Annotated in this window: 2 protein-coding genes; both read right to left on the reverse strand. The window is 64.8% G+C overall.

Translation table 11 applies throughout. The annotated features are described in order from the left end of the window. Nucleotides 1-102 precede the first annotated feature (102 nt). Entirely contained in the window at nt 103-888 is a 786-nt protein-coding gene (locus L692_RS0111240) for an SDR family oxidoreductase (protein ID WP_025699891.1), read from the reverse strand. Further along, nucleotides 885-1,338: M24 family metallopeptidase (locus tag L692_RS0111245; RefSeq protein WP_025699894.1), on the reverse strand; the 454-nt coding region annotated here is incomplete at its 5' end. The genes L692_RS0111240 and L692_RS0111245, both read right to left, overlap by 4 nt.

Here is a 1,338-nt window from a genome sequence, read left to right on the forward strand (position 1 = left end):
CCGTACCGCTTGGGTTCACGCTCTGAAAGCGGATAAGATCGGCCAGCAGCTCTACCGTCCGCTCGGGACGGATGAGCGGCTCTGCCGCGCGAAGATCCCCGCTCATAGCGATTTCACCATCCCGCCGTCCACCAGCAGCGTCTGGCCGGTTACATAGCTCGCCGCATCCGAGCACAGGAACGCGACCACGCGGGCGAATTCATCCGGCTGCCCGTAACGCCCGAGCGGAATCTGCTTCTCGCTCTGCGCCTTGATATCTTCCGGGGCAACCCCGGCCTTGTCCGCCCGGATACGGTCCAGGGAACGGACCCGATCCGTGTCGATCCGGCCCGGAGCCACCGTATTCACGCGGATGCCGTAAGGGGCAAGCTCCTCCGCCAGCGTCTTGCCGAGTCCGGCCACGCCCGTCCGCATCACATTGGAGAGCGTCAGGCCGGGGATGGGCTGCTTGACCGAGGAAGAAGCCAGATTGACAATCGCGCCTCCCTGTTCCTTCAGATGCGGAAGCGCGCCCTGGATAAGACGGACGACGCTGAGCACGTTAAGCTCATAGGCGTACTTCCAGTCCTCCTCCTTAAGCGACTCGAAGTTCCCGGCTGGAGGACCGCCCGCGTTGGTGACGAGAACATGCAGTCCGCCAAATATGCGGACCGTTTCTTCCACGCAGCGGGACAGGTCGGAAGCGGAGCAGACGTCGGCCTGAAGGCCGAGCGCGGGCATTCCCGTTTCGGCGGTGATTTCCGCAGCCACCGCATCAGCCTCCGCGCCATTTCGGCTGAACAGCGCCACCTTCGCCCCGCCGCGCGCCAGCTCGAACGCCGCCGCGCGGCCAAGCCCTTTGCTTGCCGCCGCTACCAGCGCGGTCTTTCCTGCGAATTGTCCGCTCATGCGTTAACCCCCTTCGCTATGGTCAGCTCGCGCGGCAGCTTGGTCAGCACTTCGCAGCCGGTTTCCGTTACCAGGATCGTCTCGCTGAATCCGACGCCGTAGCGGTTCGGAACGCGAAGGGCCGGCGGGATGTGGAACACCATGCCCGGCATCAGGACGCGCGAATCGTCACGCTGGAGACTCATAATATGGCCTTCGCCCCAGTCCGGCGCAAAAGCGACGCCGATCGAATAACCGGTGCGCTTGCGGAACTGCTCGTACAGCCCGGCGCGCTCGATGGTTCCCCGGCAGGCCTCGTCAACCTCTCCTGCGGTAGCGCCCGGACGAACAGCTTCAAGCGCCGCGTTCAGGGATGCGATACACACCTCGGTCGCCCGCTTGATTTCATCGGTTGGCGTACCGGTGTAGGCGGCCCGCATCAACGCGCCGTGATACCGGTTGCGGGCGCCC

The organism is Paenibacillus forsythiae T98, from assembly GCF_000520735.1.
Lineage (GTDB): Bacteria > Bacillota > Bacilli > Paenibacillales > Paenibacillaceae > Paenibacillus_AQ > Paenibacillus_AQ forsythiae.